Source organism: bacterium (genome assembly GCA_019695335.1).
GTDB lineage: Bacteria > CLD3 > CLD3 > SB21 > SB21 > JABWBZ01.
In genome coordinates this window covers 1-7,141 of the sequence record JAIBAF010000106.1, presented here as the reverse complement: position 1 = coordinate 7,141, position 7,141 = coordinate 1, and the positions used below count along the sequence as shown (strand labels likewise).

At 43.2% G+C, this 7,141-nt stretch carries 6 protein-coding genes; 5 read left to right on the top strand and 1 reads right to left on the bottom strand.

Translation table 11 applies throughout. The features are described from left to right. The 5 genes from K1X84_16335 to K1X84_16315 form a co-directional block, all read left to right on the top strand. On the top strand, window positions 1-2,123 hold a 2,123-nt coding region (locus K1X84_16335; protein ID MBX7153198.1), incomplete at its 5' end, for a CHAT domain-containing protein. A gap of 103 nt (window positions 2,124-2,226) precedes the next feature. Next, complete coding sequence (locus tag K1X84_16330) at window positions 2,227-2,943, top strand: DUF4388 domain-containing protein (protein MBX7153197.1); 717 nt, start codon at window positions 2,227-2,229, stop codon at window positions 2,941-2,943. Between the two features lie 40 nt (window positions 2,944-2,983). Further along, a complete protein-coding gene (locus K1X84_16325) occupies window positions 2,984-4,348 on the top strand; it encodes a 2-oxo acid dehydrogenase subunit E2 (protein ID MBX7153196.1) in 1,365 nt (454 codons plus the stop codon). 60 nt (window positions 4,349-4,408) lie between these two features. Next, window positions 4,409-5,035: a thiamine phosphate synthase gene (gene thiE, locus K1X84_16320; protein ID MBX7153195.1), complete on the top strand. Its 627-nt coding sequence runs from the start codon at window positions 4,409-4,411 to the stop codon at window positions 5,033-5,035. Window positions 5,036-5,051: 16 nt separating this feature from the next. Further along, window positions 5,052-6,737 carry a hypothetical protein gene (locus K1X84_16315; GenBank protein ID MBX7153194.1) on the top strand — a complete coding sequence of 562 codons (1,686 nt, stop codon included), beginning with the start codon at window positions 5,052-5,054 and terminating at the stop codon, window positions 6,735-6,737. A gap of 2 nt (window positions 6,738-6,739) precedes the next feature. On the opposite strand, the gene K1X84_16310 is transcribed toward K1X84_16315, so the two are convergent. Beyond that, window positions 6,740-7,141: Holliday junction branch migration DNA helicase RuvB (locus K1X84_16310; GenBank protein ID MBX7153193.1), on the bottom strand; the 402-nt coding region annotated here is incomplete at its 5' end.

The window sequence follows — 7,141 nt, the reverse complement described above, 5'->3', positions numbered from 1 at the left end:
AAGATACTCTTTATCGTTTCAAATATTTCATCGATTTCTCACAAGTCTTAATCGAAGCGGGTTCTTACGATCGTGCTGAAATGCTGCTTAAGCCTTCACGGGCGTATTTAAGCAGGCAACAGGACACGCTAGCATATGTGCGTTGTTTGAATTTCTATGGCACTTTGTGTTTTCGTACGGCGAGATATGCTCAAGCTGTTGAATACTTGCAGAGTGCGCTTGCACTTGCCCAAAGCTTAAAATCAGACATTGAATCTCATGTTCTGACCAATCTTGGAATTGTAAACCGATCGACAGGCAATTACCAACAGGCATTGGAATTCTACCGCCAAGCATTAACATTATCGATAAAGCAATCCCGTACAATGGACATGGCTGCGGATTATATGAACATTGGCAATGTGTATAATGAAATCGGTGATTATCGACAGGCGCTTGATTATTACCGGTTATCATACGAATGTTGTGTAAAAGCCGCTGATTCGTCGAATATCGGTATGGTATTAGGCAATCAAAGCTATGCCTATCTTCAGCTGAAACAATTTGATGCTGCGAAAAAAAATTTACAACAAGCCATTGCTATTGCCCAATCATTTCGCGATCCGCTCGGTGAAGCCGACTGGTTGTTCAATTTAGCTGAAATTTATTACGAAGAACGTAAACTTGATTCATGTCTGAGTACTCTTGAAATGTCTGCATCGTTATATCGCCGCTTATCCCGGTTTGAAGAACTGGCTGAAATATCCGTTGCTAAAGGAATTTGCCAAGAGGATATGCATGATCTCGATCGTGCGCTGGAATATTTTACTCAAGCGATCCGCACTCTCACGCATCATCAATTGTTAAAAAAAATATGGGTTCCATTGTATCAGGCAGCACGCATTACGAGTCTGAAAGGGATGAAACAAAAAACCGATTCGTTATATCGCGCAGCGATACACGCGGTGGAAGCGTCCCGAGAGCGTTTAGAAGACGCACGGCTTTCTCTGCATTTTCTTGAAGGCGATCGTTTGAATGTATATCGATCATTTGCAGCATGGCTTATACAGGAAGACTCCATTGAAAGCGCATTAAAATCAGTTGAACTTTCCAAGTCGCGTTCGTTAAGTGATTGGCTGAAAATTGATTCGGAGAAATCAATGCCGGATTCCGTTGTATGCGTCGAATATTTTCTTTACGACGATAGTGCTTATGCTTTTTTTAAATCATCACGTATGATCGGGCTAGCAACTCTTTCCGGTTCCAAAGATATTCAAGGGACAATAACGGAATATGTGGGACTATTGGCTAATCGATTAAGTCAGCCCAAACAAATTGAACGCTTTTCAAGAAAGTTATATCGCTATCTTATTGCTCCGATTTCACAACAATTGCAAAATTATAAACACGTTGTGATAATTCCTGATGCAGCATTGTGTTTTCTTCCATTCGAAACGTTGCAAAACGATTCGGGCTATTTGATTGAAACCCATTCCATTCGATACGCTCCGTCGATTGCCGTATTTAACCATTTGGCCGCCCGGTCGCGCGAATTGAGAACAGCATGCGTTTTAGCGGCGCCTTCGAACGAATCCAAACTTTGGCATGACGGAAAAAAATTCGAGGCGTTGCCATTTGCAGCGAAGGAACAGAAAAAAATCATCGAGATATTATCGAACAAATTTGAAGTCGGTATGAAGGGAGAAATTTCTGATTTTAATTTATTGCATCTTGCGACGCATGCGGTCAATAATCCTGAAAGACCGGAACAATCATTTTTATTAATTTCCGATTCATCGCATGAAGAATCGCGATTGACAGTCAGTGACATTGAGAATATGAAACTGAGAACCGAAATGGTTGTCCTGTCGGCTTGCGAAACGGCTACCGGTCAATTGCTCCGGGGTGAAGGCATGTTGGGATTGACAAGGGCATTTTTAGCGGCGGGAAGCCGTTCAGTCGTGTCGACGGCGTGGAAGGTCAACGATGCGGCCACAGCTTATTTTATGGAACGTTTCTACACTCATTGGATCCGATCGCTCGACACGGCCACGGCATTGCGTTCTGCAAAGATGGATATGATACGCCATAAAGAGTGGAATCACCCGGCATTTTGGAGCGCATTTGTGTTATGGGGATTTTAACATAAGCAAAAAGACATATTGATATAATCAATGGAAACTCCTATTTTGGGGCGTTTCAGAAGAGTTGCATTAATTCAGCCTCGTTTCATCTAACCGTAACCGTATGAATGCGGCGTATTTTTTGGTTGGAACCAATGTAAAGCCATGTTTTGTTGACCCGAAAGAAGTGGTATACATAGGGCGTGCTTTGGAAAACACCGTTGTACTACAATCTCCGTACGTTAGCAGAAAACATGCTTCGATCCGTTGCCAGAACGACCAGTTCCTTTTGTCTGATTTACAAAGTACGAATGGTACTTTTGTGAATACAGAAAAAATAACTCAAAGGCTTCTGGAAGTGGGTGATAAAATTCGGGTGGGCAGTTTTATTTTGAATTTTCTCGACCGAAAAACGTTATTGGACCGATACGGGCATTGGGCGGAAATCGCAACGCTTGATGAAGCCGTGACGACTGAGATTAACCGTGTGAAGAACGCCCTGTCGGATTTATCGGGAAAGTTATCCTATCTGAATCCGATCGAATTGATCCAAATGATCAATCTCGGTAAAAAGACCGGGGTTTTGTCGATCGTGGGAGATAATGGCGGCGAAGGAACGATTAAAGTTAACAATGGCGAAATTTATTCGGCGGCTCATACGCATAGTGGAAAAAATCTTCAAGGCGAACATGCCGTGTATCGGATCCTGACGATCAAAGAAGGCAGCTTTATTTTTAAATTCAAAGATCCCGAAAACATGAATACACATGAAATGATCCCGATGTCTACGATGAATCTCCTGATGGAAGGATGCCGCCTGATGGACGAAGGACAAATTTGAAATTTCATTTAACTCATATACAACAATCGGAGAATATATTATGGCTAAAGTAGATATGGTAATGCCGCAAATGGGAGAAAGTATTGCTGAAGGCAAGATTCTGAAGTGGCATAAAAAAATTGGCGATAAAATTGCCAAAGATGAAACCGTTTTGGAAATAAGTACCGACAAAGTTGATTCGGAGATTCCATCACCGTCTGCAGGCGTTCTGGCTGAAATTTTGGTGCCTGAAGGCGAGACGGTTTCGGTTGGCACGTTGATCGCCCGAATCGAGACCGATGCCTCAGCGGCTGTATCCGCTCCTTCAACAACTCCTGCTCCGAAAGCGGAAGTTAAAGTTGAAACAAAAGTAGAAACCAAACAAGAATCGCCGATGCATTTCTCCAGTTCCATTGACGATTTTCAAAAACAAACCGCCGCTGTTGCAACTACTGTCGCAGCAACAGTCGCAACTGGCGGTAACGGGTCGCGTTTTTATTCTCCTCTCGTACGCAACATTGCAAAAGTTGAAGGTATCTCGGTTGCCGAATTAGAAACGATTCCCGGAACCGGTTTAAACGGACGGGTGACCAAAAATGATATTTTGGCGTATCTTACGAGACGTCCAAAAGGCGGTGCAGTTGGAACAACAATGGCTTCGACAACGGCTGCTAAACAAGTGGCGGAAGTCAAATACGGCTTTAATCGCGAACGTTCGGAATTGATCGAAATGAACAATATCCGCAAACTGACCGCGGAACACATGCGCCGCAGTATCGATACGTCGGCTCATGTTTATTCCCTCACAGAAGTGGATATGTCGCATGTCGTCAAGTTCCGTGATAAGCATAAAAATACGTTCGAGAAGCGCGAAGGATTTAAATTAACTTTCACGCCGTTTTTGATCGATGCGATGGTCAAAGCTATCAAAGATTTTCCAATGATCAATATTTCTGTCGAGGGCAATACGATCATCAAGAAAAATTATGTTAATATCGGCATGGCCGTATCGATTGAAAATAATACGGCGTTGATCGTGCCGGTCATTAAAGACGTGGATACGTTGAATCTGACGGGTATTTGCCGCGCGGCCAACGATCTGGCGTTGCGGGCTCGTTCAAAAAAATTAAAACCAGATGAAATTCAAGATGGCACAATCACCCTGACGAATATGGGCGTGTTTGGAACGACTGCGGGATTTCCGATCATTAATCAGCCGCAGGTTGCCATTATGGGCGTCGGAGCGATCAAAAAGCGTCCGGTGGTCATTGAAAATGAAGACGGAGAAGATTCCATCGCAATTCGCCCGATCATGTATGCATCATTGTCGTACGATCACCGCGTAGTCGACGGCGCGCTCGGCGGACAATTCATTCAGCGTGTGGCATACCATCTCGAAAATTTCGACGTCAACACACCGTTGTAAATCTAAAAACAGATTGAGCATTGAAACTCCCGGTCAGTTATGATCGGGAGTTTTTTATCTATGAAAACATTCGATCTTTCACTTTACCTGATTGCCGATCCTTCAATGAGCGGACCATATTCGCTGAATGAGATTGTCAGTCGCTCGTTAGAAGGAGGCGCAACAATCATTCAAATGCGGGCAAAACATCAGACGACACGTTTGATGATTGAAACGGCTAAATTGTTATTGGAAATAACACGTCAATTTCATGTACCATTGATTATCAATGACCGTATTGATGTCGCGTTAGCCGTAGATGCGGATGGCGTTCATCTCGGAGACGACGACATGCCGATTGAAAGCGCTCGCTCGTTATTAGGATCGGACAAAATCATCGGACTTTCTGCGCATACTGTTGAGGAAGCCCGGAGCGCCGAATCCCGTGGCGCCAATTATCTCGGTGTCGGAACGGTATTTCCGACCAGCACTAAAACCAATATCAAAGGCGTCATTGGAAGCGAAGGATTGAAACAAATCTGCTCGTCTGTCGCCATTCCTTGCGTAGCGATCGGCGGAATTAATGAATCCAACGCAGCTGTTTTAAAGAATTCAGGTGCCAAAGGCATTGCGGTTATTTCAGCTTTGATGGGATCGGGAGACCCTCAATCAACGGCAAAAATATTGCGGAATATTCTAAACACTTAAGTGATGCGGTGATCCTATGAAAATTGTTTTTACAATCATTGTGTTGACGGCTTTCTGCTCCGTAGATGCCCAGTTACGCTACGAAGATCATTTTGATACGGAAAAAGATTGGTCTAATTCCGCTTATGCTAATTACCAAAACGGCGCCTATCACATTTTTGCCAAGAATGGACGATGGAGTATTAATCTCAATACGGATTACGACAATTTTACAGCCGAAATCAAAACAGAATTTCTGTCAGGTTCCGACGATCGGGGTTATGGTTTGATTTTCCGCGCCCGTGATATTGATAACTTTTATGCTTTCTGTATTTCAGCCGGAGGTTATTATCTCTTAGGCGGGCAAGAATTATCAAATTGGTTTAATATCATACCTTGGAAAAAATCCGATCTCATTCAGCTGAATGGCGTCAATTTTTTAAGAATTGACTGTAAAAATGATGTAATAAAATTATATATCAACGGAACTTTTGTCGATGAAGCGCGCCACCCTGTTTTTAAGAGGGGAAGGATCGGCTTTGTTGCGTATGACAGCGTTCATGCACATTTTGACGATATAAAAGTCTATGCATTTGGTTCGGCGCCTTCGCCGCAGTATGATTTTGCGCCTGAGAATAAAAACAGCGAGGCGGATTTTCCCGGCGATCCGTCGGCGTGGGTTATTGAAAATTTTTACGATAAATCGGTCAGGTGGTTATCTGAAAGTGAATTTGCGCATTACGAGAAAGGGTATTATGCCATGGCCGATCCGCAAAGCGATCATTTTACTTTATCATCGGGGAACGAGCCAGACTTTATTTATGAAGTCAATTTTCGGGTCAGTCAATGGGCTAAGGATGGCGCGGTTGGCCTGCTCTTTCGCATGTCGGGGATTGAAGATGCTTTGGGGTTTTATTTAACGGATGATGGGAATTATTATATCGATAAGCGCATCAATTCTAATATTTCAAAATTGCACATACCAACGCCCGTAACTTTTGAAAAAAGCGGTATTCAAAACTTAAAAATTATCGCCGAAGGCGCAGAAATCGTTTTTATTCTGAATGGCACGGAACTAACTCGACTGAAGGATATTACGTCATCAAACGGCGGATTTGGTTTTTTCACATCGAAGGGATTGAGAGCGGATTTTCTGAGCGTTAAGATCAACCCTGTCCCTTTTTCGTTTCAAAAAACGGCGATTGCACTCGTTCAATCATTGGAATTTTGGGTCGTGATTGGAGGAATCGGATTAGTTGTTGTCGTAATCATCCGTTCACGGAGCAATCGGCTTCAGTCTATCCGGAAGAAACGGGAAAATGAAATTTTTGATTTGATTAAAAATAATCAGGGCACATTGCGGCTCGGTGATGTAATGATGCGATATCGGATTTCAAAAAATGAAGCCCAGAAAATGTTGGAAAATCTGGCCAAGGATTACGGAGGACAGCCGGTATTATCGCTCGACGGAAGCATTACCTACGACTTTCCGGAATTAATGCCGTCGGAGGATAAATTACGCAGCGATGTGATTCAACTGGCGGCAATGAGGAAAGGAAGGCTGACGGTGACGGACACGGCTAATTTTTTGAAAAAGGATTTGACGGAAACGGAAGTGTTGCTCGATACAATGCTGGACGGTTATCGCGTTAAGAAAAACGTCATTGATGGAATTACCTATTATGAATTCACGGAAATTTTGTCTTTACAGAAAAAACGATAATTTCAAAGCTCAAGGTCGCCTTGTTTGGAATGGCGACGCGGTTTCAATTTCAAATGATCGTACGCTAAAGCCGTGACTTCGCGTCCCCGCGGCGTTCGTTTCATAAATCCTTTTTGAATTAAAAACGGTTCATAAACTTCTTCGATAGTTCCGGGTTCTTCGCCTACCGAAATAGCAATCGTATCTACCCCAACAGGTCCGCCGCTAAATTTTTCAATAATAGCAGTTAAAATTCTTTTATCCATATCATCTAATCCGTGCTCATCCACTTCCAGTGCATGCAATGCAAAATCAGCAATACTTTTATCGATAATTGATTTTTGCTGAACCTGCGCAAAATCGCGAGTACGTTTTAAAAGACGATTGGCGATCCGAGGCGTTCCGCGCGAACGTTTGGCAATTTC

What these genes read in the sequence shown, in the direction of transcription:
- K1X84_16330 (MBX7153197.1), top strand. Translation starts at nt 2,227, where the DNA reads ATGAATGCGGCGTATTTTTTGGTTGGAACCAATGTAAAGCCATGTTTT.
- K1X84_16325 (MBX7153196.1), top strand. Translation starts at nt 2,984, where the DNA reads ATGGCTAAAGTAGATATGGTAATGCCGCAAATGGGAGAAAGTATTGCT.
- thiE (MBX7153195.1), top strand. Translation starts at nt 4,409, where the DNA reads ATGAAAACATTCGATCTTTCACTTTACCTGATTGCCGATCCTTCAATG.
- K1X84_16315 (MBX7153194.1), top strand. Translation starts at nt 5,052, where the DNA reads ATGAAAATTGTTTTTACAATCATTGTGTTGACGGCTTTCTGCTCCGTA.